The sequence below is a fragment of the Caulobacter sp. CCG-8 genome, assembly GCF_037402475.1.
In the GTDB taxonomy this organism is placed as follows: Bacteria; Pseudomonadota; Alphaproteobacteria; order Caulobacterales; family Caulobacteraceae; genus Caulobacter.
The window spans coordinates 170,001-196,818 of record NZ_JBBEUD010000002.1 but is presented as its reverse complement, the minus strand read 5'-3'; the positions used below and the strand labels follow the sequence as shown (position 1 = coordinate 196,818).

General features: G+C 71.1%; 26 protein-coding genes and 1 riboswitch. Of the genes, 14 read left to right on the top strand and 12 right to left on the bottom strand.

Annotated elements, in window-relative coordinates; translation table 11 throughout:
- The first annotated feature begins 38 nt into the window (after positions 1–38).
- Positions 39–1,133 (top strand): LLM class flavin-dependent oxidoreductase, encoded by a 1,095-nt coding sequence (locus WAE60_RS02420; protein WP_029917133.1) that lies wholly within the window; start codon positions 39–41, stop codon positions 1,131–1,133.
- A 4-nt stretch (positions 1,134–1,137) separates the two neighbouring features.
- Positions 1,138–1,737 (top strand): flavin reductase family protein, encoded by a 600-nt coding sequence (locus WAE60_RS02415; RefSeq protein ID WP_337684785.1) that lies wholly within the window; start codon positions 1,138–1,140, stop codon positions 1,735–1,737.
- Between the two features lie 8 nt (positions 1,738–1,745).
- Here the strand turns inward: WAE60_RS02415 and WAE60_RS02410 are convergent, their stop codons facing one another.
- From WAE60_RS02410 to WAE60_RS02375, 8 genes are all read right to left on the bottom strand, one after another.
- Positions 1,746–2,381, bottom strand: a complete 636-nt coding sequence (locus WAE60_RS02410) for a TetR/AcrR family transcriptional regulator (protein WP_337684782.1) — start codon at positions 2,379–2,381, stop codon at positions 1,746–1,748.
- A gap of 197 nt (positions 2,382–2,578) precedes the next feature.
- Positions 2,579–4,213 carry a carboxylesterase family protein gene (locus tag WAE60_RS02405; RefSeq protein WP_337684781.1) on the bottom strand — a complete coding sequence of 545 codons (1,635 nt, stop codon included), beginning with the start codon at positions 4,211–4,213 and terminating at the stop codon, positions 2,579–2,581.
- Positions 4,214–4,249: 36 nt separating this feature from the next.
- Positions 4,250–6,526: a TonB-dependent receptor gene (locus tag WAE60_RS02400; protein WP_337684779.1), complete on the bottom strand. Its 2,277-nt coding sequence runs from the start codon at positions 6,524–6,526 to the stop codon at positions 4,250–4,252.
- Between the two features lie 224 nt (positions 6,527–6,750).
- Complete coding sequence (locus WAE60_RS02395) at positions 6,751–7,536, bottom strand: polysaccharide deacetylase family protein (RefSeq protein WP_337684777.1); 786 nt, start codon at positions 7,534–7,536, stop codon at positions 6,751–6,753.
- Between the two features lie 9 nt (positions 7,537–7,545).
- Positions 7,546–8,382, bottom strand: coding sequence for a glycosyltransferase family 2 protein (locus WAE60_RS02390; RefSeq protein WP_337684776.1), 837 nt, complete (start codon positions 8,380–8,382; stop codon positions 7,546–7,548).
- A gap of 145 nt (positions 8,383–8,527) precedes the next feature.
- On the bottom strand, positions 8,528–11,011 hold the full coding sequence (locus tag WAE60_RS02385; RefSeq protein WP_337684775.1) for a TonB-dependent receptor: 2,484 nt from the start codon (positions 11,009–11,011) through the stop codon (positions 8,528–8,530).
- A 71-nt stretch (positions 11,012–11,082) separates the two neighbouring features.
- Positions 11,083–12,090 (bottom strand): FecR domain-containing protein, encoded by a 1,008-nt coding sequence (locus WAE60_RS02380; RefSeq protein ID WP_337684774.1) that lies wholly within the window; start codon positions 12,088–12,090, stop codon positions 11,083–11,085.
- Between the two features lie 97 nt (positions 12,091–12,187).
- Complete coding sequence (locus tag WAE60_RS02375) at positions 12,188–12,685, bottom strand: sigma-70 family RNA polymerase sigma factor (RefSeq protein ID WP_029917123.1); 498 nt, start codon at positions 12,683–12,685, stop codon at positions 12,188–12,190.
- A 202-nt stretch (positions 12,686–12,887) separates the two neighbouring features.
- On the opposite strand from WAE60_RS02375, the gene WAE60_RS02370 reads away from it, so the two are divergent.
- A complete protein-coding gene (locus WAE60_RS02370; protein WP_337684770.1) occupies positions 12,888–13,355 on the top strand; it encodes a hypothetical protein in 468 nt (155 codons plus the stop codon).
- On the opposite strand, the gene WAE60_RS02365 is transcribed toward WAE60_RS02370, so the two are convergent.
- On the bottom strand, positions 13,349–13,837 hold the full coding sequence (locus WAE60_RS02365) for a molybdopterin-binding oxidoreductase (protein WP_337684768.1): 489 nt from the start codon (positions 13,835–13,837) through the stop codon (positions 13,349–13,351). The genes WAE60_RS02370 and WAE60_RS02365 overlap by 7 nt on opposite strands.
- Before the next feature lie 9 nt (positions 13,838–13,846).
- Positions 13,847–14,617, bottom strand: a complete 771-nt coding sequence (locus tag WAE60_RS02360; protein WP_337684766.1) for a TOBE domain-containing protein — start codon at positions 14,615–14,617, stop codon at positions 13,847–13,849.
- A gap of 157 nt (positions 14,618–14,774) precedes the next feature.
- On the opposite strand from WAE60_RS02360, the gene modB reads away from it, so the two are divergent.
- Entirely contained in the window at positions 14,775–15,446 is a 672-nt protein-coding gene (gene modB / locus WAE60_RS02355; protein ID WP_029917117.1) for a molybdate ABC transporter permease subunit, read from the top strand.
- 46 nt (positions 15,447–15,492) lie between these two features.
- On the opposite strand, the gene WAE60_RS02350 is transcribed toward modB, so the two are convergent.
- Together WAE60_RS02350 and cobU are read right to left on the bottom strand one after the other, a co-directional pair.
- Positions 15,493–16,380 carry a TauD/TfdA family dioxygenase gene (locus WAE60_RS02350; RefSeq protein WP_337684764.1) on the bottom strand — a complete coding sequence of 296 codons (888 nt, stop codon included), beginning with the start codon at positions 16,378–16,380 and terminating at the stop codon, positions 15,493–15,495.
- Between the two features lie 90 nt (positions 16,381–16,470).
- Positions 16,471–16,989, bottom strand: a complete 519-nt coding sequence (gene cobU / locus WAE60_RS02345) for a bifunctional adenosylcobinamide kinase/adenosylcobinamide-phosphate guanylyltransferase (protein ID WP_029917113.1) — start codon at positions 16,987–16,989, stop codon at positions 16,471–16,473.
- Positions 16,990–17,038: 49 nt separating this feature from the next.
- A riboswitch (cobalamin riboswitch) is annotated at positions 17,039–17,239 on the top strand.
- Between the two features lie 107 nt (positions 17,240–17,346).
- Between cobU and WAE60_RS02340 the strand changes: the two genes are divergently transcribed.
- The 10 genes from WAE60_RS02340 to WAE60_RS02295 are packed head-to-tail and all read left to right on the top strand — an operon-like array spanning position 17,347 to position 26,794.
- Positions 17,347–19,275, top strand: coding sequence for a TonB-dependent receptor (locus WAE60_RS02340; protein ID WP_337684761.1), 1,929 nt, complete (start codon positions 17,347–17,349; stop codon positions 19,273–19,275).
- A gap of 2 nt (positions 19,276–19,277) precedes the next feature.
- Positions 19,278–20,261, top strand: a complete 984-nt coding sequence (locus WAE60_RS02335) for a threonine-phosphate decarboxylase (RefSeq protein ID WP_337684759.1) — start codon at positions 19,278–19,280, stop codon at positions 20,259–20,261.
- Positions 20,261–20,881, top strand: a complete 621-nt coding sequence (cobO, locus tag WAE60_RS02330) for a cob(I)yrinic acid a,c-diamide adenosyltransferase (protein WP_029917108.1) — start codon at positions 20,261–20,263, stop codon at positions 20,879–20,881. The genes WAE60_RS02335 and cobO overlap by 1 nt, the downstream gene beginning before the upstream one ends.
- Before the next feature lie 35 nt (positions 20,882–20,916).
- Positions 20,917–21,732, top strand: a complete 816-nt coding sequence (locus WAE60_RS02325) for an ABC transporter substrate-binding protein (protein ID WP_337684757.1) — start codon at positions 20,917–20,919, stop codon at positions 21,730–21,732.
- Positions 21,729–22,709, top strand: coding sequence for an iron ABC transporter permease (locus tag WAE60_RS02320; protein ID WP_029917105.1), 981 nt, complete (start codon positions 21,729–21,731; stop codon positions 22,707–22,709). Before WAE60_RS02325 ends, WAE60_RS02320 begins: the two co-directional genes overlap by 4 nt.
- Positions 22,710–22,720: 11 nt before the next feature.
- Positions 22,721–23,500, top strand: coding sequence for an ABC transporter ATP-binding protein (locus WAE60_RS02315; protein WP_337684756.1), 780 nt, complete (start codon positions 22,721–22,723; stop codon positions 23,498–23,500).
- Positions 23,493–24,437, top strand: a complete 945-nt coding sequence (gene cbiB, locus WAE60_RS02310; protein WP_337684755.1) for an adenosylcobinamide-phosphate synthase CbiB — start codon at positions 23,493–23,495, stop codon at positions 24,435–24,437. Before WAE60_RS02315 ends, cbiB begins: the two co-directional genes overlap by 8 nt.
- A gap of 28 nt (positions 24,438–24,465) precedes the next feature.
- Positions 24,466–25,512 carry a nicotinate-nucleotide--dimethylbenzimidazole phosphoribosyltransferase gene (gene cobT, locus WAE60_RS02305; RefSeq protein ID WP_029917099.1) on the top strand — a complete coding sequence of 349 codons (1,047 nt, stop codon included), beginning with the start codon at positions 24,466–24,468 and terminating at the stop codon, positions 25,510–25,512.
- The gene (gene cobS / locus WAE60_RS02300; RefSeq protein WP_337684753.1) at positions 25,512–26,288 is read left to right on the top strand and encodes an adenosylcobinamide-GDP ribazoletransferase; all 777 of its coding nucleotides are present in this window, start codon (positions 25,512–25,514) and stop codon (positions 26,286–26,288) included. Before cobT ends, cobS begins: the two co-directional genes overlap by 1 nt.
- Positions 26,285–26,794, top strand: coding sequence for a hypothetical protein (locus WAE60_RS02295; RefSeq protein WP_337684752.1), 510 nt, complete (start codon positions 26,285–26,287; stop codon positions 26,792–26,794). Before cobS ends, WAE60_RS02295 begins: the two co-directional genes overlap by 4 nt.
- Positions 26,795–26,818 lie beyond the last annotated feature (24 nt).

Here is a 26,818-nt window from a genome sequence, read left to right as displayed (position 1 = left end):
TCTTTGAAATTCGCCCCAACCCCGATTGGAGACACCCCATGCCCGTCGAGTTCATCGGCTATATCGGCACCCAGCACCAATCCGAGATCCACCCCGCCAAGGGTCCGGTGATCGACCGCGACTATGTCGAGCGCGTCGCCCGGGTGCATGAGGACGGCGGCTTCGACCGCGCCCTGGTCGCCTTCGGCTCGACCTCGCCCGAGAGCCAGCTGGTGGTGGCCCATGCCGCCTCGGTGACCCAGCACCTGGGCTTCATGATCGCCCATCGCCCGGGCTTCACCGCCCCCACCGTCGCGGCCCGCCAGCTGGCGACGCTGGACCAGTTCTCGGGCGGCCGGGTGGCCGTGCACATCATCACCGGCGGTTCGGACGACGAACTGGCCAAGGACGGCGACCACCTGACCAAGGACCAGCGCTACGCCCGCACCAGCGAGTACCTGGACATCGTCCGCCAGGAATGGACCAGCGAAAAGCCGTTCGACTACAAGGGCGACTACTACAACGTCGTCCAGGCGTTCGGCGGGGTGAAGCCGCTGCAGAAGCCGCAGATCCCGGTCTATTTCGGCGGCTCGTCCGAGGCGGCCATCCCGGTGGCCGGCAAGCACGCCGACATCTTCGCCCTATGGGGCGAAACCCAGGCCCAGGTGGCCGAGACCATCGCCCGGGTGCGCCACGCCGCCGCCAAGCACGGCCGCCAGGTCAAGTTCTCGCTGTCCCTGCGGCCGGTGATCGCCGAGACCGAGGAGGCCGCCTGGGCCAAGGCCGACGCCATCGCCGCCGAGGCCAAGGCCCTGCGCGAGAAGGCCGGCCTGCCCACCAGCGGTCATGCCCCGCCCAACGCCGGCTCGCAGCGCCTGCTGGACGCCGCCAAACAAGGCACGCGGCTGGACAAGCGCCTGTGGACCGGCGTCGCGGCCGTCACCGGCGCGGCGGGCAACTCCACCGGCCTGGTCGGCACGCCCCAGCAGGTGGCCGAGGCCCTGCTCGACTACTACGACCTGGGCGTCTCGACCTTCCTGATCCGCGGTTTCGACCCGCTGGACGACGCGATCGCCTATGGTCGCGACCTGATCCCGCTGGTGCGGGGCCTGGTGGCCCAGCGCGACGCGAACCCGACGGCCGCGGCGGGTTAGGGCCATGGCCTTCGACGTCGATCCGCGCTGGCTGGGCGACGCCGCCTGGCCGGGCGGCGTCCCGTTCGGCGACGCCTCGTCCGGCGCGGAGCCGCCCTACGACCTCCACGCGCCGCCGGTCGATCCGCCGATCGCGACTGGAGCGTTCAAGGAGGCCCTGGCCCGGCTGGCCAGCGGCGTCGCGATCATCTCGTGCTGGGACGGCGCCACGCCCAGGGGCCTGCTGGTCAGCTCGATCACAGGCCTGTCAGTCGATCCGCCGCGCTTCCTGTTCTGCGTCCGCAAGGAGGCGTCCAGCCACGACGTCCTGGTCCGGGCGGAGCGGTGCGGCGTGGCGATCCTGGCCGAGCACGACGAGGCCGAGGCCCTGCGCTTCTCGAGCTCGAGCCTGAGCCACGAGCGCTTCTCGCCCGAAGCCTGGCGGCTGACGGACGAAGCGCCGCCGACCTATCGGGGCGGCCTGTCGACCACCACCTGCACGATCGATCAGCGGATCGACACCGGGACGCACACCGTGTTCATCGCCACGGCTGCGGCGGTGACGCTGGCGCCGGGCCAGCCCCTGGTGGCCCACGACCGGTCGTTCCAGCGCCTGGCGATCTAGGCGAGGCCTCAGCCCCCGGGCTTGGCCGCGCTCTTCCCGCAAACCTGGAGGAAGCCGGCCGCCATGAACGAGGCCATGCGCTCCTTCACGGCCATGAAGTCGTCGGACCGGCACACGCCGCCCGACAGCTTGTCGATGCGGCCCGTGCGAGCCAGGGTCAGCATCAGGGCCCCGGTGACGAAGTGATAGCCCCAGAAGATGTCGGCCTCGCTGCAGCCCGGCAGCGCTTTGCGCAGGATGGCGATCAGGCGCAGGACGACGGGGTCGAAGTGCTCGTCCATCAGCGCCGCGCCCCATTCGGGGGTGTTGGCGACCAGGGCGCCCAGGGCGGCGTAGTTCTTCCAGCCCTCCCCGCCCTCGGTATAGAGGTCCAGGTCCGTGTCCAGGAACGCGCGCAGCGCGCCCTCGACCGTGGGATTGTCGCCCATCTCGGCGTCGTAGGCCTCCAGCGCCTTCATCCGCCGTTCGTTGGTGACCACCGCCCGGCGCGCGAAGACCGCGTCGAACAGCTTCTGCTTGTCCTCGAAATAGTAGTTCAGCAGCGTGTGGTGGACGCCCACCCGCTTGGCCACGTCCTTCAGCGTCACGCCGTAGAGCCCGTGCTTGGAGAACAGATATTCGGCCGCGTCGAGGATCTGCTCCATCGTCTCTGCGCGTTGCTCCGCCTTGGTGGAGCGCTGCCGGGGTTTCACGTCTTCGGGCACTAGACTTCTTTCCGTCTCAAGCTTGGGAAATCGGATGGGACAAGACTCATCCGCCCCCTAATTTGAATCTCGACCTCATCTTGGCGAACTTGCCGGTGGACGCCAGAGGCATGTGCGGTCGGCGGACGATCCCATCGTCAGCATCGCGGGTCCGCCGCCGGCAACGGCGGCGAAAGCACGCCCACGTTCCAGTTCCAGGGGACGCCGCCCTTGGCCCGGCGACGGCAGACGACCAGCTCGTTCAATTCGTACATGCCCGGCATCACGTTCTCCCCAGGCTTCGGGGCGTCGGCGAAGGCCATGTAGGCGCGGTCGGCGCCGTAGGCTCGCCACGCCGGCCGGCCCGCCGCGCTGGGGACGCCGTCGCGGGCGAAGGCGGTCCAGTAGCCGACCATCGCGTCCGACAGCCCCGCCTCCTCCGGCGTCGCCGGAATCCTGGGCCAGGCCGGCGCCGTGCGGTCGGTCGTGCCGAAGACGTAGGGGATCTCGCTGGCGTGGAAGGCGTGCAGGCCGGCCGCCTCGGCGGCGGGATAGCCGTGGTCGAACAGGTAGAGGTAGCCGGGCTGGCCGACGGCCGTCTGCTTGGCGACCAGGCGCTCGGCCGTCCAGCCGTAGAGCGCGTCGCGCGGCGTCGCCAGCACGCTTTCGGCCAGGTCGGTCGACGGATAGAGCTTCAGATAGGCCTGCGCCAGGTCGCCGTAGCGCTTGCGGATTTCCGCCTCGTAGGTCGCCGCGTCGGCCGGGACCGGCGGCGCCAGGACCCGCAGCGAACGGATCTCGCCGCTGTTGAAGCCGGCCAGGATCGGCACGCGGGCCTGTTCGCCCAGGTCGAACACGTCGACCAGCTGGCGCGGCAGCACGCGGCCGTCGATCGTGCCGAACGGCGCATAGCCGGCCTTGGCGGCCGCGTCGGTCAGCTCGCCGGGGCTCATCGCCCGCAAGGCGGCCAGGTCCTTGGCGCCCAGCTTGTAGGCCACGTAGGTCCCGACCGTCTCCGCCGGATAGTCGCCGAACGTGGCGGCCCGCAGCTGCGGGGTCGAGATCATGTAGGCGCTCTGGCTGATCGCCTTGTGGAACAGTCCACGGGCCTGCGGCGCGGCCATCAGGTACATGACGCTGAGCCCGCCGGCGGACTCGCCGGCGATGGTCACGTTGGCGGGGTCGCCGCCGAACGCGGCGATATTGGCCTTCACCCAGCGCAGGGCGGCGATCTGGTCCAGCAGGCCGTAATTGCCCGACACGCCCTCGCGCGATTCCTTGCTCAGCTCGGGATGGGCCAGGTAGCCCAGCACGCCCAGGCGATAGTTGATCGACACCACCACCACGCCCCGCTCGGCCAGCCTGGCGCCGTCATAGATCGGCTCGCTGCTCGCGCCCGTGGTCAGGGCCCCGCCGTGGATCCACACCAGCACCGGGGCCTTGTCCGCCTTGGCCGGGGTCCAGACGTTCAGCGTCAGGCAGTCCTCGCTCATCGGCCCGACGTCGCTGGTGTAGACGCCGGCGGGGCCCTTGGGCTGATAGCAGGCCGGGCCGAACGTCGTGGCGTCGCGCACGCCCTTCCAGGCGGACGCTTCGGCCGGCGGCCGCCACCGCCGCCAGCCGGTGGGCGGGGCCGCATAGGGCAGCCCCTTGTAGACGTTCAGGTCGCCGACCGCCGCGCCCTGGACGGACCCGGCCGAGGTGCGGACCACCGGCCCGGAAGGCTGGGCCGACACGGGAGCCGCCGCCAGGAGCGCGACGGCCAGGGCTAGGCCCCGGGGAAGCAACGACATGGGAAGTCCCTCCTCCTGGCGCCCGCCCTCGCCGGCCTAGAAGTCGTAGCCCAGGCGCACGCCCACCGTCCGCGGCCGCAGCGTGGCGTAACGGCTGGCGAGGAACGCCTCGGGGTGGACATAGGTGATCGAGTGGTTGTCGAAGAGGTTCTCGACATAGGCCGCGACCGTCAGGCGATCCATGGCCACGGCGAAGTTGGCGTTGACGTTCTCGTAGGCGTCGGTGAAGCCGTAGGTCGGGCTGACCACGCCCGGCTGGCCCGGCACGTTGGGGAACGAGCCCGGATAGTTCCCGACATGCTGGAACACCACCGAGGCGTTGGCCCGGGCCTTGGGCGACAGGTCGAAGCCGTAGTTGACGTACAGCGAGCCCTGGAAGTGCGGCGCGGCCAGGCGGGCGTTGTCCACCGCGCCGGAGATCGCCGCCTCGGCGGGGGTCAGCTTGGTCACCTTGGCGTCGTTGAACGAGCCATTCAGCCCAACGCTCAGGCCCGTGGCCGGGGCGACCACGACCTCGAACTCCACGCCCGTGCTCTTGGCGCCGCCGATGTTGGTCGCGAACTGGACCGAGTCCGAGACGCGGTTGGCCTGGACCTGGATATTGCTCCAATCGATCAGATAGGCCGCGACGTTGGCGCTGAGCACGCCGTCGAACCAGCGGCCTTTCAGGCCGACCTCGTAGTTGGTCAGGTCGTCGGAGTCGGCGCCGTAGGGGATGATCAGGTCGCTGGGATTGACCACGCTGGGCCGGCCGGCGAAGGCGTTGACCACCGGGGTGCGGAAGCCCGTCGAGATCGTCGCGTAGCCGGTCATGTTGGACGACGGCTTGTACGACAGGCTGACCTTGTAGGACGGCTTGGTGGCCTTGGCCTTGACGCCGGCCGCGGGCGGGATCGGCACCATCGCCAGCGGACCCGAGATGCCGAAGAGCGCATAGGTCAGATAGGCGCTGTTGTAGCCGCCCTCGGTGAAGCCCTGGGCGTCGGTGCCGCCGTAGCGCATGCCGGTGGTCAGCCAGAGCTTGTCGTTGATGTGGTAGGTCAGCTCGCCGAAACCGGCCAGTTCGTGCGAATTGATGTGGGTGTACTGGCGTTGATAGTACTCGTCCGGCAGGCCGGTGATGCCGTGGGACGCCAGATACTGCGGCGAGGACCGGTAGAAGTAGTCCACGTCCAGCCGGCGATCGAGATAGAAGCCGCCGATCACCCAGTCGAACTTGCCGCCGGGGTCGGACGCCAGGCGCGCCTCCTCGACGAAGGTGCTCTGGTAGCCGTTGGCGTCGAGGCCGAAGGCGATGCCCGCGGCGCCGAAGGTGCCGGCCAGATCGACCCAGAACTTCTGGTCGAACATCGAATAGGTCGACGAGCTGGTCAGGTGCGCGCCGTCGAACTGGTAGTCGACCGTGGCGTTGTAGCTGGTCAGCTTGCCCACGAAGAGGTCGGGCCGGTCGGAGATGCGCTTGTTGCGCCCCAGCGAGGGGATGATCAGCGAGGAGTCCTTGGGATTGCTCTTCTCGTAGGAGGCCAGCAGCTTGACCGACAGGCGGTCGGTCGGCTTCCACAGCAGGGTCGCGCGCCCGCCCCCGTCGACCAGGGTGTTGGAGTTGTGGATCCCGGTCCCCAGGTTGTCGACATAGCCTTCCTCGTGCCGGTAGAAGCCGACCACGCGCAGGGCCAGCTCGTCCTTGACGATCGGCAGGTTGACCATGCCGTTGTAGCGCTGGCGGAAGGAATCCGACCCGGTCAGGCCGAAGTCGACCAGGGCCGAGGCGTCGTATTCGTCGAGATCGGGGCTCTTGGTCAGGATGCGCAGCGCGCCCGACAGCGAGCCGGACCCGAACAGCGTGCCCTGCGGGCCGCGCAGGAACTCGACCCGCTCCAGGTCGTACAGGTTGGGGTCCAGCACCGTGGTGTTGCCGATCGTCGAGATCGGCAGCTCGTCGATATAGATCGCGACCGTGCTCTGCAGGTTGGCGCCGTAGCCGTTGGTGGCCACGCCCCGGGCGGTGAAGTTGTTGAAGTTGGCCGTGGGCTTGTTGAGGACGACGCCGGGCGTCTCGCGCGCCAGGCCCTCGTAGCCGACGATGCCCTTGGCCGTCAGGTCCTTCTGCGAGAAGGCGGTGACGCTGAGCGGCACGTCCTGCAGCTTCTCATTGCGGCGGGTCGCCGTGACCACGACCTCGTTGAGCAGCGTGTTGTCGGATGAGCCGGCGGCCTTGCCCTGGGCCTCAGGAGACGCGGTCTGGGCCTGGGCGGCCACGGACGTCGACACCAGCGCGGCGGCGCACGCCGTCGCGAGAAGAACTACCTTCATGCGCTTATCTCCCCGTGCGCCGATCGTGAATGCCGACGCTTATGACAGCGAGGCTGCACCCGAGGTCGCCGCCTGTCAACACTCACTATCATGAGCGTGAATATTCGTGTCCGCATGAAGGGCCGACGACCGATCGAAACCGGAAAGCCCGGCAGGCCTTTGTCGTGTAAGGATTTTCCCCCGCATCGCAGTGCGCGGACGGATCGGCGGCGGGGCGCCCTGCCCTAGCTGGCCTTGAGCGAAACCTCGACGCCGGCGATGGTCGCGCCGGGCATGGCCCGGCGGATGGCCGCGCGGGCAACCGGCCGGGCGACCGGCAGGAAGGCCTCGAGGAAACGCCAGGCGCCCTCGTCGTGATCGAGGTGATGGGTCAGCAGGCCCAGCGGTTCGTTCCACGCCCCCGCCACGCGGCGCTCGGCCAGCAGCCGGCGGGCCCGCATCAGGAATCGGACCGCGCCCCGGAAACGCGGCGCCGGCTTCCAGCGCATGACGTCCAGGTGGGCGTCGAGGCGCTCGGGCTCGGCGGGGCTTCGCATCTCGCCATAGCAGGACAGGCCCAGGTCCCGCAGGCCCAGCGCGCGCTTCAGGGTCGGATGGGCGTTGTTCCACGGCGGCACGAACAGGCTGGGCCTGACGCCGGCGCGGCGGAACACGTCGATCGCCGTGCCCAGGTCGGATACCACGTCGGCCAGGCGATCCAGGTCGTTGACCTCGCCGGAGGGCCAGCCCGGCGGCGCCCGGTTCTCGTGCCGGAAGCCGTGGATGGCCAGTTCCGCGTTGGGGATCGCGCGGCAGGCCTTGGCCAGGGCCGCGATATCGCCGTCCGGCACGGCCGCGAGCGTGATCGGCGCCTCGAAGCGGACGGAAAGAGCCAGCAGGCGGTCCAGCGCCGCGGTGGGTCGGCGCGCGTCGTCGTCCCGCCACCAGAACACCGGCGCATGGCCGCGCGCCTTCCAGCGGGCCAGCTCCGGCCCGATCAGGATCGCGATCAGAAGGCGATGGAACGACACGATCAGCGCCTAGGCCGAATGACCCAGCCGGGTGTCCTCGACGGTCAGGCCGATCACCGCGCCGCCGCTCGAACGCACGGTCTGGACGCCGTTCAAAGCGCGGATCTCGCGCGCCTTCAGGTTCGAGAGCAAGGGATAGAGGCCGGCCATGATGGCGATCAGGAAACCCATGTCGCCCTCCTTGTAGCCCTTGCGCGACACGTAGCACTTGTAGAACCGGCGCACGCCCCGGAACAGATCGTCCCACAGGCTCTTGATCTTGCCGCTGTCGGCCAGGTCCTGGCCGCGCAGGGCGGTATAGCGGTTCAGGCGCTGGACCATGTCGGCGATGTCGTCGTCGACCTTGTGCAGGATGGCGTTGTGCAGCCGGCCGCCATAGACGCCGGTGAAGATGGTGCCGGGATGGACCCGCTCGCTCTTCCAGCTCTTCACGCCCCTGCGGAACAGACGGGCCACCGACGACGCGCCGAACGAGCCGCCCCAGCCGTGACGCACCAGCTGCGCGCCCACGTAGTTGTCCACGGGCACCTGGTGCCAGTCGGCGGTCGAACGGGCGACGGTCTCGCGGATTTCCCGGGCCAGGGCCGGCGTCACCGCCTCATCGGCGTCCAGCTCGAGAATCCAGTCGCCGCGACAGGCCGCGACGCCGGCCTCCTTGCGCAGCCCCTCGACGGGGAAGATGCCCGAGACGACCCGCGCGCCCATCTTCCGGGCGATGGCTTCGCTGCGGTCCGTGCAGCGGTCGGCGACCACGACGATCTCGTCGCAGAACGCCAGGCGCTCCAGACACTCGGCCAGCCGCGCCTCCTCGTTATGGACGCAGACAAGTCCTGACAGGACAGACATGGAATTTCCCCGACTTGGGGGCGCCTTCCGAATCTGCCCCCGTCAGAGAAGAGACGTCGCCAAGCTCAGGGAACCTCAGAACTTTTTCCGCGTTCGCGCGAGACGAACCGACCGGCGTCCGTACCGGGAGCTTGGCCGGAGGGGGCTAAAAGTCCCGCGAAACCAGCAGGCTCCAGGTGCGGGGCCGCAGTGGCGTGACCTGGCGCACCTGGCCGAAGCTGAACGGATTGCCGTAGGCGAAGGTGTCGCTGGAGGCGTTGGCGGGATTGGTGACCGCCAGGGTCCAGCTCCAGTCGCGGACGGCCAGCTCGGCCGAGAGCCGGCCGGTGACATAGCCCCCCATCGACGGGGAAAGGCGACGATCGAAGGTCAGGCGCGACTGGCCCACATATTCGACCTCGGTGGTCAGCACCAGGCGTCGGCTGGCGGTCAGGTCCTTCTGATACCGCATCAAGGCCCCGGCCGAGACGTCCGGCACGCCCGGAAGTTCGCTCTGGGCCGCCGAGGCGAAGTTGGGATCCACCTTGCTCAGCCGGGGACGGTTGAACAGGGCGTTGACCTCCAGGGTCAGGCCTTGGGCCGCCAACATCGTGGCCTCGACCTCCAGGCCGGTGTTGCGTCCGTCGCCGACATTGGCCGTGTAGGACAGGCCCGAGCTCAGATACTGGTCGGTCTGGATGTCGGTCCACACGTCGTGGAACAGGGCCGTGCGCAGGATCATGCGCCCCTCCCACGGCCGGACGCTGGCGCCGATCTCGTAGTTGCGCAGATGGTCGGGCTTGAACGAGGCCCGCAGGACCGACGGCGCGGCCAGGCCGCCCGAGTTGAAGCCGCCCGAGCGATAGCCTTCCGAGGTCAGCAGATAGACCAGCCCGCCGCCGTCCCACGTCCGCTGGAGCGAGAATTTCGGCGAGATGCCGGTGAAGCGCGCCTTGCGGTCCATGTCGCGCGACTGCCCCGGCGGCGGGGACACGACCATCGAGGTCGTGTGGACCTCGCTGCTGAACGCGCGCCCGCCCAGGCTCGCGGTCCAGCCGCCGCCCAGGTCGTAGGCGGTCTCTCCATAGAGCGCCAGTTCACGCCGCCGATCGCGGCGCGCCTCCAGATAGATGAGGCGCGAGGGATCGTAGGCGGTGCGGGCCCGCAGTTCGCCGTCGCTGTCCTCGAGGCTGGCCAGGCCGTACAGCCCGACCAGCCAGCGGAAACGATCGCCGTCGGGGGACGACAGCACGGCGTCCTCCACCAGCATCCGCACCTTGCTGGCCTCGTCGAACAGGCCGACATCGACCGAGGCCGCGCCGACGCCGTTCAGGGCCGCGGTGGCGTCGAACCGGCTGGCGAACCGGTGGCGGACATAGCCGGTCGACGACACGAACCGCCCCCAGTCGCCCGCGCCCGTGATCGTCACCGCGCCCTGCTGCAGGACGTTGTCGTGGGTCTCGCGCACCTGGTTGGCGCGCTTCTGGCCGCCCAGGCCGGGCGTGGTGTACTGGCTGTCGGTGGCGTGCAGGTCCTGGCGGGCGCCGGACACCGTGACCGACCAGTCCGGATCGATCGCCACCGAAACGGCGGCCCGCCCGCCGAGGCGCGTGGTGCGGTCGACGTTCGAGAGGCGCAGGTTGACGTCGTCGACATAGCCGCCGTCCACGTCGCTGTAGGCCACCAGACGGACCGCCGCGCGGTCGGTGGCGACCGGCAGGTTGAGGACGCCCTCGACCCGGCTGCTGGGCGAGCCGGATTCCGTGGCCGCCGCGCCGGCCAGGACCGATCCCGACCATTCGTTCAGCACGGGCTTGGTGGACACGATCCGGTAGACCCCGCTGAGCGATCCGCCGCCGTAGAGCGCGCCCTGGGGACCGCGCAGCACCTCCACCCGGTCGACGTCGATCAGGCGCAGGTCCGGATCGGGCGCGTTGTAGGTCAGGGGGATGTTGTCGAGATAGGTGCCGACGGTCTGCTGGGTGCGGCCCGTGAAGGTCCCGTCCGACAGTCCGCGCAGCATGATCTTGTTGCGGGCCGCGCCGAGGTTGGTGGTGATGAAGCCCGCAGCCTGCTGGGAAATGCTGGTCGTGTCGATCGCGCCGGTGTCGCTGAGCCGTTCGGCCCGGATCACGCTGACGCCGCCCGCGGCGGCCCCCAGGCGCGTCGGGCGCTTGGTGGCGGTGACGATCACCCCGTCGAGCGCGGCGACGGTCGCCGGCGCCGCCGGGGCGATCGCCGGCGGCCTGGCGCGAGCGGCCGGCGGGGCGGGCCGGATGACCACCGTGGCGTTGTCGAGAATCTCGAACCGGCAGGGCGCGTCGGCCGTCACCGCCTCCAGCGCCTGGCGCAGGGTCAGGCTCCCGAACACCGCCTTGCCGCGCCCCGGACACGACGAAGCGCCTCCGAGGGTGACGCGCGCCTGGACGCCGAGATCGATCAGCGCCTCGGATCGGGGCTTGGCGGGGATCTTGAAGGCGAAGCGGGCCGGCGCGGCCTCCGCCGTTCCAGCCGGGACCAGGCCGACCAGGACCAGGCTCGAGGCCATCGACAGGAGGAAGAGGCGCGGCAGGCGGCCGACGGCGAACGCTCCGGAACGCTCCGGTTCGTCAGATCGAAATCGAAGCTGGGATTCCGTCTCCGAAATCATCGGGCTCCAGCTCTATCCCCCTAGAGCTCAAGCTTCGCGCTTCGAACGATTCCAGGCCCCTCAGCAAGGCTCTAGCGCGCCCGGATCACGATAGCGTCTTCGGTCGTCGTCGTTTTGACGGGAAGCAGGTGTGACAGTCGATCGACCATCGCATCCTGTTCGTCGACGATCAACACGCCGGAAAGTCGCATATTGGCGACCTCGGCGTCGCCCAGCTTCACCGGACGCGGGAAAAGCCGGTTCATGTCCCCGGCGATCTGTGAAAGCGGCTGGTCGCGATAGATCAGCCGGCCCTGGCGCCAGCCCGCGATTTCCTCGACGGCCACCGCCTGGAGTTTCGCGTCCGCCGCCCGGCCCTCATGGTGGGAAAGCCCCTGCCCCGGCTTCAGCCGGAACGGCGTGGCGCCGGAGGCCAGGTTGGGGCGCACCTCGACCAGTCCGCGCTGGACGTTGACCGCCACCTGGCCGTCGCGACGGCGGACGTCGAACTGGGTGCCGACCACCCGCACCTGGGTGTCGCCCGCCGCGATCAGGAACGGGCGCGAGGAATCCTTGGCCACGTCGAAGAAGACCTGGCCGTCGTCCATCTTGATCCGGCGCGCATGGCGCTCGAAGCGAACGGTCACGCGCGAGGCGGCATTCATGTCGATCCGCGAGCCGTCCTCCAGGGCGATGGCCCTGCGCTCGCCGACGCCGGTCACGTAGGTGGTTTCGCGGCCGCCGATCAGGCCCTTGCTGGGCACGAGGACCGCGCCGGCCACGAAGGCGGCGGCGATCGCGGCGCCGGCCGACCAGATCCAGACCCGTCGCGCCGGTCGCAAGGGGACCACATTGGCCGCCAAAGGCGTGCTCAGCGGCGCGCCGGCGGGCGCGGCCTCCGCGAAGCGCGCGTCGAGGTCCAGCCCCTGGTCGAAGGCGAGCGCGTCGTCATAGGCCTGGGCGTGGGTCGGCGAGGCCGTCAGCCAGGCGTCGAACGCCAGCCAGTCGCCCTCGGTGACCGTCTCGCCCTGCAGGCGGACGAGCCACGCGATCGCGGCCTCGGACGTCTCGGCGTCGATGTCTGTTTGGGCGCGCGTCATTTCGCTCCGTCCCGACGCCACGTTGCGCCCTCGCAAGGATAAGACGTCACCAAGTCGGCGGAACCTCCAAAACCCGTTCCAGAAACAATAGCCGCGCTCATGACAGCTTCGCCATCAGCGCCTTCAGGGCGGCGCTTACATGTTTTTCGACCGAACTGCGACTGACCCCCATGGCGGCCGCGGTCTCAGCGTGACTGAGACCGTCCAGCTTGTGAAGCTTGAAGGCGCGCGCGACCTGCGGCGGCAGGGTGTCGACGGCGGCCATCATAAGTTGCAGGCGCTGCCGGCCGGCCACGACCTCCTCGGCCGACGGGATGTCGGCCACCTGCTGGTCGCCCAGCACGACGCCTTGCAGGCTACGCCATCCGCCGTCGCGCGCGCTGGCGCGGGTCTGGCTGCGCAGCCGGTCAAGCATCAGGTTGTTGGCCATGCGGAACAGCAGGGCCGAGCCGTCGCCCTCGACCTCCACCTCGCCCAGGGCCTGCACCTTCAGGAACAGGTCCTGGATCAGGTCCTCGGCTTCGCTCACCGAGCGCAGCCGAGCGGCGAAGACGCGCACCAGATTGGCCCGCTTCTCGCCGTACAGCCGGGCCATCGGCGTGATCGTCGAAGATGGGGCGGGCAGCTCGGACTCCAAAGACTCAGTGCGGCGAACAGGTTGCGGCGAGTCCTTAACCTAGGCCGCTGACGCCCGCCGGTCCAGCGCACCGAACGCCCCCTTGTTGCGATTGACTCGCAACAAGATTGACGCCTAGATGGTGCGAACCATTCGCAACAAGCTCCGCACGGAGACCGGCATGACCCCCACTTCCACATCCCTCCGCTGGACGATCGGTCCGACGGTCGGCGAAAAGCTGCTCCTCAGCGCGATGCGGCACTGGGCGGTGCTGCGGTCGGCGGGCGAGTCCCCCGCCCGCATGGTCGCCCAGGCCCTGGCCTTCCGGGCGTCGAACCGGACCGGCGGCCTGTTCGTCGCCTGGATGCAGTCGGTCGAGGCCAGCCTGCGCCGGCCGATCCAGGTCGAATGCCCGGCCTGCGGCGGCATCTCCACCGACGAACAACGGCTGATGGTCTCGTGCGGCTTGGCGGGAACCGCGACGGCGACGGGCGAGGCCCTGCTCGAACCGCTGCTGATCGATTCCCAGCCGACCATGGTGCTGGCGCGCGCCCTGAACGCCGCCCTGCGGGTCGACGGCTATCCCCTGCCCGTCCGCTTGCGCGACGAATCCGCGGAGCCCGCCCCCGAGCCGCCGACCTTTCACTGAGGCTTGGCGGCGGCCAATCGAAGCACCTCGATCTCGCTGACCATGCGCGCCGAACGCGCCGGCCGCAGGTCGCCCTCGGCCACCAGCTTGAAGGCCCCGTCCTTGCCGCCCAGCGGCGCGCCGTCCGCCTTGTCGGCCAGGATGACGCGGTTGGCGCGGGTGCCCGGGTCCAGCTCGGCCAGGCCGAACGCCACCTGGTAGCCGTCGGACGCCTTGACCAGCACCACGTCGGCCATCTCCGGCCCGTGGATCGCCTTGCCGGTCGGGGTCCCGACCTTGGCCAGCACGTCGACCAGCAGCGGCCCCTCGTAGACGTGCTTCTCGCCGTGGGCGTCGAAGGCGACGCTGACGCGCGGCAGGGCGGCGATGTCCGCCGCGCTGAAGCTGGCCGCCTCGCCCGAGGGCCCTTTCAGGGTCAGGGTCTGGGCGAAGGCCCCGGTGGCCAGGCCGGCGAAGCAGAGGGCGAGAGCGAAGGCTTTCACGAAGCGATCCTATTCGACGGCGAGGATGACGTTGGAGGGCGCGACGGTCGCCACGGCGCGGTCGCCGACGCCGGGCGCGCCCGAGACGGGTACGGTCGCGACCAGGGTCTTGCCGGCCGACAGGCCCAGCCGCACCTCGCTGACCTCGTGCCCGTCCTCGCGGTCGGCGACGATTCCGGCCAGCCGATTGACCTCGCCCTCGGGCGCGTCCTGGGCGGCCAGGACGACGAAGCTGGACTTGATCAGGGCGACGACGGGCTTGCCGACCGCCAGGTCCAGTTCCTCGCGGCTGCGACGGGTGATGATCGAGACGATCTCGACGCCGTCGCCCAGGTCGATCGTGACCCTGGCGGTCACCTCGCCGTCCTCGATGGCCGCGACGATCCCTCGCAGCGCGTTGCGGGCGCTGGTGCGCAGGCCCAGGCTCCAGAACACGTCCGACGCGGCCAGGCCGGCCTCAAGCCGCGACAGGGCCGCGCCGATCTCGCGCTCCACCTCGCGGAACGCCCGGATCACGGCCTGGCCGCGCGGCGTGACCACCGCCGCCCCGCCGGCCTTGCCGCCGGCGTTGGCGACCACCAGGGGCGCGTCGAACAGGTTGTTCAGCGCCTGCACGCCGTCCCAGGCGCCCTTGTAGCTGAGGCCCAACTGCTTGGCGGCGGCGCTGATCGATCCCAGGCTCTCGATGGCCTCGATCAGCGCCACGCGCTCCTGGCCCACCCGCGCCAGGCCGCCGCGGCGCAGGATCAGGGACGCGCTCAGATCGCCGTCGTTGGACATCGGAACCTCATGCCGCGCCGGGCCGTCGCCCAGGCCCTGACCTAGGCCGTGACCTAGGCGCGAAACCTCGTTATGTAAATCGACTACATAACCGAAGGTCCGGTCGTCCCGAAGCCATGCCCTCTCCGCCGCCGACCAAGATCGAGGCCCGCTGACCATGCTGGAGATCGCCTGGCTGACGGCCAAGCTGGCGGGGATCACCACGGTCCTGTTGCTGATCCTGTCCACGCCCCTGGCCTGGTGGCTGGCCCGGGGGCGTTCGCGCTGGCGGACGCCGGTCGGGGCGCTGGTGGCCCTGCCGATCGTCCTGCCCCCGACCGCCCTGGGCTTCTACCTGCTGATCGCCCTGGGCCCGCAGAGCCCGCTGATCGCCCTGCTGCACCCGTTCGGGGTGCGCACCCTGGCCTTCACCTTCCAGGGCCTGGTGATCGGGTCGCTGATCTATTCGCTGCCGTTCGCCGTCCAGCCGCTGCGCAACGCCTTCATCGCCCTGGGCGACGAACCGCTGGAGGCGGCCGCCACCCTGGGCGCCTCGCCCTGGAGCGCCTTCCTGCGGGTGGCCCTGCCCCTGGCCCTGCCGGGCTACGCCGTCGCCGCCCTGCTGGTCTTCGCCCACACGATCGGCGAGTTCGGCGTGGTGATGATGCTGGGCGGCGGCATCCCGGGCCAGACCGAGGTGCTGTCGATCGAGATCTACCGCCTGGTCGAGGCCCTGGAATGGGACAAGGCCCACCAGCTGGCCGGCGCCCTGCTGGCCTTCGCCTTCCTGGTGATGCTCAGCCTGCTGCTGATGGAACGCCGGGTTTCGGCAAAGACTTCGCGGGTTTAACTCGACCCGCTCATCCCGGCGTTCGCCGGGATGAGCGGAGAGTAGATCAGAACGGCACGTCGCCCTGGATCGTCACCCGCTCGACGATGCGTTCCTGCGGCCAGTAGTCGAGGATGGCGTAGTGCTGGGTGGCGCGGTTGTCCCAGAAGACGATGGCGTTGGGCGTCCAGCGGAAGCGGACCTGGTATTCGGGGGTCTTCACCCGCTCCAGCAGCTCGGCCAGCAGCTGGGCGGCCTCGTCCTCGGGCAGACCCAGGATCCGCGTCGTGAAGACCTTGTTGACGAACAGGTGCTTCTCGCCGGTCTCGGGATGGGTGCGGACCACGGGGTGGGCCTGCACCGGATGGGCCGCCCGCAGCTCCTGCCGCTTGGCCTCGTCCACCCGGTAGCCGTAGCTCTGCAGGATGTCGTGCTCGGCCTTCAGGTCGGCGATGCGGTCCTTCAGCTTGTCGGGCAGGTCGCGATAGATGGCGGCGGTGTCGGCGAACAGGGTGTCGCCGCCCAGCGGCGGCATGTGGCGCATGCGCAGCACCCCGCCCATCGACGGCGCGGGGCGGAAGGTGACGTCGGTGTGCCACTTGTTGGCGGCGCGGACGATCGGCACGATCTCCTCGCGCAGCTTCATGCCGTCGGCGGCCTCGATGTGCAGGATTTCGGGGAAACCGGGCACGTGGGCGGTGACAGGATGCCCCTCCAAGTCCCCGAAATACCGGCCGAAACGGACATGGTCCTCATGGCTGATGTCCTGGTCGCGGAAGAACACCACCTTGTGGCGCAGCAGCGCCGTGCGGATGGCCGCCACGCTCTCCGGCGTCAGCGGCTGGCGCAGATCGACGCCTGAGATCTCGGCGCCAAGCACCGTGCCGGCGGGCGTCACGGTGAGGCCGGCGTAGTCGGGCGTTTCCGAAGCGGTGATCGGGGTAAAGGCGTTCATGGCGTCCTCCCGGAGCGCCGCCCATCCGCGTGAGCGACTGCTGTTATCCACACCCTAGACGTGGAATTTCAGCGCTCAATCGAGTTTTTCTCATTTCAGCCGAAGCGTAAGGCCGGCCACGACCAGGGTCACGGCGTCGGCGGCCTGGGCCAGGGCCTGGTGCAGCCGCCCGGCCTCGTCGCGGAACCGCCGGGCCAGGGCGTTGTCGGGCACGATGCCGAACCCGACCTCGTTGGACACCAGCCACAGCGCGCCCGGGAACCGCGCCGCGCTCGCCGCCAGCTCGGCCGCGGCCGCCGCGAGGTCGTCGCGATCGTCCAGCATCAGGTTCGACAGCCACAGGGTCAGGCAGTCGACCACCACCACGTCGCCGGCGCCCAGGCCGTCCAGCGCGGGAGCCAGGTCCGCCGGCGCCTCGACCGTGGTCCAGGCCGGGCCGCGATCCGCCCGATGCCGGTCGATGCGTTCGGCCATCTCCGAATCGAAGGCCTGGGCCGTGGCCACCATCACCAGCCGGCCGCCGGTTTCCGCCGCCCTGGCCTCGGCCGCGCCTTGCGCGAAGGCGCTCTTGCCGGATCGGGCTCCGCCCAGGACGAGGGTGAACGACAAGACGTGCTCCAGATTACCAGTCAGATTGACCGTGTGCGGCGCAACATATAGTGCAGCTCTCGCGACAGGTTCCTCGAAAGAGGATGAAAAGGGAACTCGGGTGCGAAACCCGGGCTGCCCCCGCAACTGTAAACGGCGAGCCCGCGTGTCTTATGCCACTGGCGCTTCTCTTCGGAGCAGCGCTGGGAAGGCGACACGCATCGGCCTTGACCCGTGAGCCAGGAGACCTGCCCGTCGCGGTCGTCCTTCGTCCGGCCGGGGTGCGCCGTACGATGGGGTTCTTCCCCCGAGGCGACATCGTCGGGCCGGTCCGAATCTTCGGACCAGCCTTCGTTGCTGCGCACGGAGGATTTGAACATGCGCTCTATTTCCGTCCTGGCCCTGGTGGCCGCCCTTCCCGCTCTCGGCTTGCCGAGCCTGGCCCTGGCCGCTGAAACCGCCGACGACGCCAACGCGGTCGACCAGGTGGTCGTCACCGCCGGCCGCGCATCCGACAAGCTGTCCGAAACGCCCGTCAGCACCACCGTCATCACCGCCGAGACCCTGCGCCAGCGCCAGGCGGTGGTGGTGTCGGACCTGCTGTCGCGCACGCCCGGCGTCACCGTCACCCGCAACGGCGGCGTGGGCGGCTCGACCCAGGTCCGCATCCGCGGCGCCGAGACCGACCAGACCGCCGTGCTGATCGACGGCGTCAAGCTGAACGACCCCTCGTCGACGGGCGGCGGCTACAACTTCGCCACCCTGCTGGCCGGCGACGTCGACCGCATCGAGGTGCTGCGCGGTCCCCAGTCCACCCTGTGGGGCAGCCAGGCCATCGGCGGCGTGGTCAGCATGATCACCAAGACCCCGGACGGTCCGCTGTCGGGCGACGCCACGGTCGAAGGCGGCTCGCGCGCCACGGCCTACGCCCGCGTCGGCGTCGGGGCCGGCGGCGACTGGGGCGGCTGGCGCCTGGCGGCGGGGTCCTACACCACCGCCGGCGTCTCCAACTTCGACGAGGCGATGGGCGGCAAGGAGAAGGACGGCTACCACAACACCGCCGTCAGCGGCCGCCTGGACCTGAAGGTCGCCGAATGGGCGACGCTGGACGCCCGGCTGTCCTATGCCGCCGGCCGCAACGAGTTCGACGGCTTCCCGGCGCCGGCCTTCGCCTTCGCCGACACCGCCGAATACGGCAAGACCAAGGAGCTGGTCAGCTATCTGGGCACGCGCCTGTCCAGCTTCGACGGCGCGCTGGAGAGCCGCATCGGCTACGCCTACACCCAGACCGACCGCGACAACTACAACCCCGACCAGGCCGTCACCACCAAGACCTTCGACGCCCGGGGCACCGACAGCAGCCTCGAGTACCAGGGCACGTGGACGATCAATCCGGTCTGGCGCGCGGTGTTCGGCGCAGAGACCGAGCGCACCTGGTTCCGCACCGCCGCGCCGTCCGACTTCGACCCGAATCCCGCGGCCGACCGCCACGCCACCGGCATGGACAGCGTCTACGGCCAGCTGCAGGCCAAGCCCGGCGCGGGCCTGACCCTGACCGGCGGCGTCCGCTACGACGACCACGACACCTTCGGCAGCGCCACCACCTTCCAGGCCGGCGCGACCTGGACCCCGAACGGCGGCGCGACGATCTTCCGCGCCAACTACGGCGAAGGCTTCAAGGCCCCGTCGCTGTACCAGCTGTACAGCGACTACGGGAACACGGACCTGAAGCCGGAAGAGGCCAAGAGCTGGGACATCGGCGTCGAGCACAGCGTCCTGGACGGCCGCCTGCGCGGCTCGATCACCTATTTCGACCGCGACACCACCAACCAGATCGACTTCCTGTCGAACAACACCCCGCCCAATTTCGGCGGCTACGCCAACACCGCCAAGACCCGGGCCGACGGCGTCGAGGTGGAAGGCAGCTTCGAGGTCAATTCGCTGCTGACCCTGTCGGGCAACTACACCAACATGGACGCGGTCAATAAGTCGGCGGGCGCCAACTACGGCAAGGACCTGGTGCGCCGGGCCGGCGAGACGGCCTCGGCCGACGCCGAGCTGAGCCTGCCCAACGGCCTGACCGGCGGGGTGACGATGCAGTATGTCGGCCATAGCTTCGACAACGCCGCCAACACCCGGCGGCTGAAGAGCTACGTGCTGACCGACGTGCGGGTCTCCTATCCGATCAACGACACGTTCGAGCTGTACGGCCGGATCGAGAACCTGTTCGACCAGCAGTACGAGACCCTCTACCGCTACGGGACCCTGGGCCGCGGCGCCTTCGCCGGCGTGCGGGCGAGGTTCTAGCCATGGCCACGCCGGCGGCCCTGCTCGGCCACGGCGGACGCCTCGGCGCGGCGCGGACGGCCTGGCCGGACGCGCCGACGCCCTGGATCGACCTGTCGACGGGGATCAATCCTCACCCCTATCTGCTCCCGGCGTTCGCGCCGGAGACCTGGTCGCGGTTGCCCGATCCGGACTCCCTGCGGACCCTGGAACGGGTCGCGGCGACGGCGTTCGGGGTCGAGGATCCCGCGCGGGTCGTCGCGGCGGCCGGCAGCGAGGCGTTGATCCGCCTGCTGCCGCGCCTGCTCGAAGGGCGGCGGATCGCGATCTCGACCCGCACCTACGGCGGCCACGCCGAGGCCTGGCGAGGGGCCGGGGCCGAGATCGTCGACCCCGGCGACCGGTCGGCCGACCTGCGCGTCCTGGTCAATCCGGACAACCCGACCGGCCGCGTCGTACCGCCCGACCAGGTCCTGGACCTGGCCGACGGACCGCTGTTGGTCGACGAGGCCTTCGTCGACGTCGATCCGTCCGGGTCGGTCGCCGCGCTGGCCGGGACGTCCGGCTTCGAGCAACTGATCGTCCTGCGCTCGTTCGGCAAGTTCCACGGCCTGGCCGGCGTGCGGCTGGGCTTCCTGATCGCCGAACCGGCCCTGGCCGCCCGCGCCCGCCAGGCGCTGGGCGACTGGCCGGTGTCGGGGCCCGCGATCGCCGCCGGTCTGGCGGCCTATCCCGACACCGCCTGGGCGGCCCAGACCCGGCTGCGCCTGATCGAGGACACCGTGCAGCTGGACGGCCTTCTGCGCCGCGCCGGGTTCGAGATCGCGGGCGGGACGACCCTGTTCCGGCTGGCGCGGGCCGCCGACGCGCCGCGCCGGTTCGAGGCCCTGGCCCGGGCCGGCATCCTCACCCGCCCCTTCCCCTGGGACGAGACGCTGATCCGCTTCGGCCTGCCCGGCGCCGAAGAGGACTGGCTCCGCCTCGCCGACGCCCTGGAGACCCTCTGATGAGCGAAGACCCGAACGTCCAAGACCTCAACGCCAAGCACGCCGAAGCGATGAAGGCCCTGAAGGCCGAGCGCGACGCGATGATGGAGACCAAGACCCTCGAGAAGGGCCTGCTGCTGGTCCATACCGGCGATGGCAAGGGCAAGTCGTCGGCCGGCTTCGGCATGGTGGCGCGCCACCTGGGCTGGGGCCTCAAGGTCGGCGTCGTCCAGTACATCAAGGGCAAGTGGAAGACGGGCGAGCGCCTGTTCTTCAAGAAGTTCCCCGACCAGGTCCGCTACGAGGTGATGGGCGAGGGCTTCACCTGGGACACCCAGGACCGCGAGCGCGACATCGCCGCCGCCCGCGCCGCCTGGCTGGTCTCCCAGGAGATGATCGCCGACCCCAAGCTGGATTTCGTGCTGTTGGACGAGATCAACATCGCCCTGCGCTACGACTATCTCGACATCGACGAGGTGGTGGCGGTGCTGAAGGCCCGCCCCAACGACAAGCACGTGTGCCTGACCGGCCGCAACGCCAAGCCGCAACTGCTGGAGATCGCCGACCTGGTCACCGAGATGACCCTGGTCAAGCATCCGTTCGAGCAGGGCTTCAAGGCCCAGCGCGGGGTCGAGTTTTGACCGGCCTGACGCGGAGGACGGCGGTCGGCGCGGGCTTGGCGGCCGGCCTCGCGGGCGGCGCGGCGAGCGCCCGCGCCCTGCCCCGCGTCATCTCGCTCAATCCCTGCCTGGACGCCGTGCTGGTCCACGTGGCCGACCGTCCGCAGGTCGTGGCGCTCAGCCACTACGCCCGCGATCCGCAGCAATCGAGCATCGCCAAGATCGCCCTGACCTATCCGATGACCTACGAGAGCGCCGAGGAGGTGATCGCCCTGCGGCCCGACGTGGTGCTGACCGCCGCCCATTCCTCGCCCGCCACCCGCGCCGCCTTGAAACGGCTGGGCATCCGCACCGAGCTGTTCAAGGTGCCCAACAGCTGGGTCGAGAACCAGGACCAGATCCGCCGCATCGCCGAGGCCGCCGGCCACCCGGAACGGGGCGAGGCGCTGATCGCCCGGGTCGAGGCGGCCATGGCCAAGGCCGCGCCGCGTCCGGGAACCCGTCCGGTCACCGCCCTGGTCTTCCAGCCCAACGGCTTCGCCGCCGGCCACGGCACCCTGGTCGACGAGATGATGCGCCGCGCCGGCTTCGTGAACGTCGCCCAGCGCTACGGGCTGAAGAAGTGGGGCAACGTCTCGCTGGAGCGCCTGCTGGCCGATCCGCCCGAGGTGCTGCTGGCCGGCCAGGCCGCGCCCAACGCCCCGACCTGGGCCGAACGCATCCTCAACCACCCGGCCCTGGCCAGCGTCTCGCCGCGCATGACCCGCGCGGTGTTCCCCGAGCGGCTGCTTTATTGCGGCGGTCCCGGCCTGATGGACACCGCCGCCGCCCTGGCCACCGCCCGCCGACAAGTCCTGGGAGCCGCCGCATGACCAAGCGCCTTCTTCTGCTGGGCGGGCTCTGCCTGCTCGTCGTGCTGCTGAGCGGGCTGTCGCTGATGGCCGGCCGTGTCTGGGTGCCGTGGAGCGCCTGGTCGTCGGCGAGCCACGACCCGCGCTGGGCGATCATCTTCGAGCTGCGCCTGCCCCGGACCGTCCTGGCGGTCGCGGTCGGCGCCGCCCTGGGCCTCTCCGGCGCGGCCATGCAGGGCTACACCCGCAACCCGCTGGCCGATCCCGGCGTGCTGGGCGTGTCGTCCATGGCGGCCCTCGGGGCGGTGATGACCATGTATCTGAGCCTCGGCCTCTCCACGCCCTGGCTGCTGTTCGCGGCGGCCATGATCGGCGCGATCGTCGGCGTGGGGGTCATGCTGGTGCTGGCGGGCGGGACCGGCGGAACCATCACCTTCATCCTGGCGGGGGTGATCCTCAACACCGTCGCCAGCGCCGGGGTCGCCCTGGCGCTGAGCCTGGCCCCCAGCCCCTGGGCCGCGCAGGAGATCATCAACTGGCTGCTGGGCTCGCTGGCCGACCGCAGCGCCGACGACGTCTGGCGCGCCCTGCCCTTCATCGCCGTCGGTTCGGGCCTGATGCTGTTCCTGGGCCGGGCCCTGAACGCCCTGACCCTGGGCGAGACCGGCGCCAAGGCCCTGGGCGTGGACCTGAACCTGACGCGCGTGCTGCTGGCCGTCGGCGTCGGCCTGGCCTCGGGCGCCAGCGTGGCGGTGACGGGCATGATCGGCTTCGTCGGCCTGATCGTGCCGCACCTGATGCGGCCGTTGGTCGGCCACCAGCCGGGGGCCCTGCTGGCCCCCAGCGCCGTGGCTGGAGCGGTCCTGGTGCTGGCCGCCGACATCGTGGTGCGGCTGACGCCTTCGGCCGCCGAGGTCCGCCTGGGCGTGGCCATGGCCGCCGTGGGCGGGCCGTTCTTCCTGGCCCTGCTGATCTCGATGCGCCGGAGGCTGGCATGAAGGAGAGCGGCATGAACGATCTCGTCGCCGAAACCTTGACCGTCGCCCTGGGCGGCCAGGCGGTGCTGGCCGGCGTGAGCGCCCGGTTCCGTCCGGGAGAGGTCACGGCCATCGTCGGCCCCAACGGCGCGGGCAAGTCGACCCTGCTGGCCTGCCTGGCCGGACTGCGTCGGCCCGACGACGGGCGCGTGTCGCTGGGGATCGAGCCGATCCTGACCCTGTCGCACCGCGAGCGCGCCAGGCGCATCGGCTTCCTGCCCCAGACGCCCGAGGTGGCCTGGGCCGTGGACGTCGAGACCCTGGTCGGCCTGGGCCGCACGCCGCACAGCGGCGCGCGGGGCCTCAGCGACGCCGACCACGCCGCCGTCCAGGCCGCCCTGGTCCGCACCCGCATGACGGGCCTGGCCCATCGCGACGTCCTGACCCTGTCGGGCGGCGAGCGGGCCCGCGCCCTGCTGGCCCGGGTGCTGGCGGGCGAGCCGTCGTGGCTGCTGGCCGACGAACCCCTGGCCGGTCTGGATCCGGGCCACCAGCTGGACACCGTCGACCTGATGCGCGCCTTCGCCGTCGAGCACGGCCACGGCGTGGTCATGACCCTGCACGACCTGGGCGTGGCCCTGCGCCTGGCCGACCGGGTGCTGGTGCTGCGCGACGGGGCCCTGATCGCCGACGCCGCGCCGCTGGACGCCCTGACGCCGGCGGTGCTGAAGCAGGCCTACGGCGTGGAGGCGGTCATCGTGCCCGGCGCGGCCGGTCCCCTGATCGAGCTGATCGGTCGCGCGGATGGATGAGGCCGCGCCCTGGCCCTGGGTCGCGGCCCTGGCCCTGGGCCTGGAGGCGGTGCTGGGCTATCCCGCCGGGCTGAAGCATCCGGTCGCCTGGCCGGCGGCGTTGATCGAGGGCCTGGAACGGCGCTGGAACCGGCCGACCGCCTCGGACGGGCGACGGCGGGTGCTGGGCGTGGTCCTGGTCCTGCTGCTGATCCTGGCCGCCGCCGCGCTGGGCGTCGCGATCCACGCCGCCCTGGGCTCCAGCCTCCCGGCCCTGACCCTGGTCGCCCTGATCGCCACGACGGGCCTGGCCCAGCGCAGTCTGCACGACCACGTCGCCGCCGTGCTGGCGCCGCTGCAAGCCGGCGACCTGCCGGCCGCCCGCGCTGCGGTGGCGATGATCGTCGGGCGCGACACCGAGGCGCTCGACGCCGAGGGCGTGGCGGCCGCCGCCCTGGAGAGCCTGGCCGAAAGCTTCAACGACGGCGTCGTCGCCCCGGCCTTCTGGCTGCTGGTCGGCGGCCTGCCGGGCCTGTTCGTCTACAAGAGCGTCAATACCGCCGACAGCCTGGTCGGGCACAGGGAACCGCGCTGGCGTGCGTTCGGCTGGGCCTCGGCGCGGACCGACGACCTGCTGAACCTGATCCCCGCGCGGCTGGCGGGCGCCCTGATCGCCCTGGCCGGCGGGGGCGGCTGGCGGACCATGCTGCGCGACGCCCGCCGCCACGCCTCGCCCAACGCCGGCTGGCCCGAGGCGGCCATGGCCGGGGCGCTGGCCGTCCAGCTGGGCGGCGAGGCCCGCTACGACGGGGAGACCGTCGCCCGGCCGACCTTCGGCGACGGGCCGCGCCCGAGCGCCGACGACCTCGAACGGGGCCTGCGCCTCTATCGTCGCGCCTGCGCCCTGCTCTGGCTGCTCCCGCTGGCGGCCGGCCTGATCATCGCCCTCGCCCAATAACCCTCCCTCGGCTATCCAAGATCTCGTCATGACCACGCTTTCCGCCCTCACCGCCGCCATCACCCCGGTCGACGCCGCGCTGGAGCCCGCCCTGCGCGCCCTGCTGGACGGCAAGGCCAAGCCGCCCGGATCGCTGGGGCGGCTGGAGGACCTGGCCGTGCGGATCGGCCTGATCCAGAACCGGCTGGACCCCCGCATCGCGCGCACCGACCTCTACGTTTTCGCCGGCGACCATGGCCTGACCGCCGAGGGCGTCTCGGCCTATCCGTCCAGCGTCACGGCGGCCATGGTCGGGCTGTTCCTGTCCGGCCGGTCCAGCGTCGGCGCCCTGGCGCGGGCCACGGGCGTCGCGGTCCGGGTCGTGGACGCCGGGGTCGACGCCGACCTGCCCGACCATCCCGAGCTGATCGCCGCCAAGATCCGGCGCGGGACCCGCAACGCCGCCCGCGAGCCGGCCCTGACGCCGGACGAGGTGCTGGCCGCCATCGTCAAGGGCGCCGACATCGCCCGCTCGGCCGCCGCCGACGGCGCCGACGTCATCGCCCTGGGCGAGATGGGCATCGGCAACAGCTCGTCCGCCGCCCTGATCATGCACCGCCTGGCCAACGCGCCGCTCGAGGTCTGCGTCGGCCAGGGCACGGGCCACGACGCCGCCGGCCTGGCGCGCAAGCAGGCCGGCATCGCCCGCGCCGCCTGGCGCTCCGACGCGACCCAGCCGCTGGACGTGCTGGCCCAGTTCGGCGGCTGCGAGATCGCCATGATGGCCGGGGCCGTGCTCGGCGCGGCCTCGATGCGGCGCGCGGTCCTGGTCGACGGCTTCATCAGCACGGCCGCCGCCCTGGCCGCCATCCGCCTGGTCCCCGCCGCCCTGGACTACTGCGTCTTCGCCCACGGCTCGGCCGAGCGCGGCCATCCCCTGATGCTGCGGACCCTGGGCGTCCGCCCGCTGCTGGACCTGGACCTGCGGCTGGGCGAAGGCACCGGCGCGGCCCTGGCCGCCCCGCTGCTGGTCGCGGCCGCCAACCTGCTGACCGACGTCGCCGCCCTGGCCGACGTCCTGGCCGCTCCCGATTGATGGGCCGCCCCCGACTGATGCCGCGCCAGCTGAAGCTGTTCTTCTGCGCCCTGCAGTTCCTGACCCGGCTGCCGGCCCCGTCGTTCGCCGACTTCCAGCCGGACTGGATCACCCGCGCCGCCCGCTACTATCCGCTGGTCGGCCTGATCGTCGGCGCGATCAGCGCCGGGGTTCTGCTGGCGGCGGGACAGCTGTGGACCGGCCTCCTGCCCGCCCTGCTGGCCGTGGCGGCGGGGGTGCTGGTCACCGGCGGCTTCCACGAGGACGGTCTGGCCGACACGGCCGACGGCCTGGGCGGCGGCCAGACCCCGGCCCGCCGGCTGGAGATCATGAAGGACAGCCGGGTCGGGACCTACGGCGTCCTGGCCCTGGGCCTGACCCTGGCGATCAAGGTCGCCGCCCTGGCGACCCTGCCCCTGGCGACCGCCGCCCTGGCCCTGGTCGCCGCCCACGGCGCGGGCCGCGTGGCCGCCGTCGCGGTCATGGTGCTGGGCCGGCATGTCAGCGACCGCGACGACGCCAAGTACAAGCCCGCGCCCGACGGCGTGCGGCCGTTCGAACTGCTGGTCGCCGCCGCGCTGGGCCTGTGGCCCCTGGCGCTGCTGGGCTGGTCGGGCCTTGCCGGGGCGGCCGTCGGGGCGGCCCTGGCGGCGGTGTTGGCCCTGACGGCCCGGCGGCTGATCGGCGGCCACACCGGCGACGTGCTGGGCGGGATCGAACAGGCCTGCGAGCTGGGCGTCGTGCTGGGCGTCTCGGCGATGGCGACGATCCGATGACCCTGCTGGTCTGCCCCCTCAGCCAGGTCGAGGCGGCGCGGGCCCTCCACCGGCCCTCGCATCTGGTGAGCCTGCTGTCGCCCACCGGCGAAGCCGTCTGGCCCGCCTCGGACCTCGGCGACGCCCACCTGCGCCTGGCCTTCCACGACATCCCCGAACCGCGCGAAGGCTACACCGCGCCCGACGCGGCCCTGGTCGCGCGGCTGCTAGACTTCGCCGCCGGCTGGGACGCCGCGCGGCCGATGCTGGTCCACTGCTGGGCCGGGGTCAGCCGCTCGACGGCGGCCGCCTTCATCGTCGCCTGCCAACGCGGGCCGGAGCGCGCCGAGCGCGACATCGCCCAGGCCCTGCGCGCCGCCGCGCCCTACGCCACCCCGAACCCGCTGATGGTCAGCCTGGCCGACGCGGCGCTGGGTCGAGGCGGTCGCATGTCGGCCGCCGTCGTCGAGATCGGCCGCGGCGCAGACACCTTCGAGGGCGCGCTGTTCGAGCTGCCCTTAAGGTGAAGCTTCAAAAGCGACACTTTCGTC

Bases quoted from the DNA above. Each gene is read 5' to 3' on its own strand.
- WAE60_RS02385 (WP_337684775.1), bottom strand. From the start codon at position 11,011: ATGATTTCGGAGACGGAATCCCAGCTTCGATTTCGATCTGACGAACCG.
- WAE60_RS02390 (WP_337684776.1), bottom strand. From the start codon at position 8,382: ATGTCTGTCCTGTCAGGACTTGTCTGCGTCCATAACGAGGAGGCGCGG.
- WAE60_RS02315 (WP_337684756.1), top strand. From the start codon at position 22,721: ATGAACGATCTCGTCGCCGAAACCTTGACCGTCGCCCTGGGCGGCCAG.
- cobS (WP_337684753.1), top strand. From the start codon at position 25,512: ATGGGCCGCCCCCGACTGATGCCGCGCCAGCTGAAGCTGTTCTTCTGC.
- WAE60_RS02410 (WP_337684782.1), bottom strand. From the start codon at position 2,381: ATGGAGCAGATCCTCGACGCGGCCGAATATCTGTTCTCCAAGCACGGG.
- WAE60_RS02415 (WP_337684785.1), top strand. From the start codon at position 1,138: ATGGCCTTCGACGTCGATCCGCGCTGGCTGGGCGACGCCGCCTGGCCG.
- WAE60_RS02400 (WP_337684779.1), bottom strand. From the start codon at position 6,526: ATGAAGGTAGTTCTTCTCGCGACGGCGTGCGCCGCCGCGCTGGTGTCG.
- WAE60_RS02360 (WP_337684766.1), bottom strand. From the start codon at position 14,617: ATGTCCAACGACGGCGATCTGAGCGCGTCCCTGATCCTGCGCCGCGGC.
- WAE60_RS02405 (WP_337684781.1), bottom strand. From the start codon at position 4,213: ATGTCGTTGCTTCCCCGGGGCCTAGCCCTGGCCGTCGCGCTCCTGGCG.
- WAE60_RS02295 (WP_337684752.1), top strand. From the start codon at position 26,285: ATGACCCTGCTGGTCTGCCCCCTCAGCCAGGTCGAGGCGGCGCGGGCC.
- WAE60_RS02340 (WP_337684761.1), top strand. From the start codon at position 17,347: ATGCGCTCTATTTCCGTCCTGGCCCTGGTGGCCGCCCTTCCCGCTCTC.
- cobO (WP_029917108.1), top strand. From the start codon at position 20,261: ATGAGCGAAGACCCGAACGTCCAAGACCTCAACGCCAAGCACGCCGAA.
- cbiB (WP_337684755.1), top strand. From the start codon at position 23,493: ATGGATGAGGCCGCGCCCTGGCCCTGGGTCGCGGCCCTGGCCCTGGGC.
- cobT (WP_029917099.1), top strand. From the start codon at position 24,466: ATGACCACGCTTTCCGCCCTCACCGCCGCCATCACCCCGGTCGACGCC.
- WAE60_RS02320 (WP_029917105.1), top strand. From the start codon at position 21,729: ATGACCAAGCGCCTTCTTCTGCTGGGCGGGCTCTGCCTGCTCGTCGTG.
- WAE60_RS02380 (WP_337684774.1), bottom strand. From the start codon at position 12,090: ATGACGCGCGCCCAAACAGACATCGACGCCGAGACGTCCGAGGCCGCG.
- WAE60_RS02375 (WP_029917123.1), bottom strand. From the start codon at position 12,685: ATGGCCCGGCTGTACGGCGAGAAGCGGGCCAATCTGGTGCGCGTCTTC.
- WAE60_RS02370 (WP_337684770.1), top strand. From the start codon at position 12,888: ATGACCCCCACTTCCACATCCCTCCGCTGGACGATCGGTCCGACGGTC.
- modB (WP_029917117.1), top strand. From the start codon at position 14,775: ATGCTGGAGATCGCCTGGCTGACGGCCAAGCTGGCGGGGATCACCACG.
- WAE60_RS02335 (WP_337684759.1), top strand. From the start codon at position 19,278: ATGGCCACGCCGGCGGCCCTGCTCGGCCACGGCGGACGCCTCGGCGCG.
- WAE60_RS02420 (WP_029917133.1), top strand. From the start codon at position 39: ATGCCCGTCGAGTTCATCGGCTATATCGGCACCCAGCACCAATCCGAG.
- WAE60_RS02350 (WP_337684764.1), bottom strand. From the start codon at position 16,380: ATGAACGCCTTTACCCCGATCACCGCTTCGGAAACGCCCGACTACGCC.